The organism is Streptomyces calidiresistens, assembly GCF_014141525.1.
Classification (GTDB): domain Bacteria; phylum Actinomycetota; class Actinomycetes; order Streptomycetales; family Streptomycetaceae; genus Streptomyces; species Streptomyces calidiresistens.
In genome coordinates, this window is sequence record NZ_VKHS01001643.1 from 1 (window position 1) to 302 (window position 302).

The 302-nt window shown below is 39.4% G+C and carries 1 protein-coding gene; it reads left to right on the top strand.

Going from position 1 to position 302, the window contains the following annotated elements; all coding sequences use genetic code 11:
- Positions 1–30: 30 nt before the first annotated feature.
- On the top strand, positions 31–302 hold a 272-nt coding region (locus FOE67_RS31090; RefSeq protein ID WP_228474408.1), incomplete at its 3' end, for a hypothetical protein.

Genomic DNA, 302 nt, shown 5'->3' on the forward strand with positions numbered 1-302 from the left:
ATGCAATGGAATGGAAAGGACTCGAATTTCATGAAACGGAATGGAATGAATTGGAATGGAATGGACTCGAATGGAATGGAATGTCATGGAATGGCATCAAATGGAATGGCATCAAATGGAATGGAATGGAATGGAAAGGAATTGAATGGAATAGATTGGATTGGAAGGGATTGGAATGCAATGGAATGGAAAGGACTCGAATTTCATGAAACGGAATGGAATGAATTGGAATGGAATGGACTCGAATGGAATGGAATGTCATGGAATGGCATCAAATGGAATGGCATCAAATGGAATGGAAT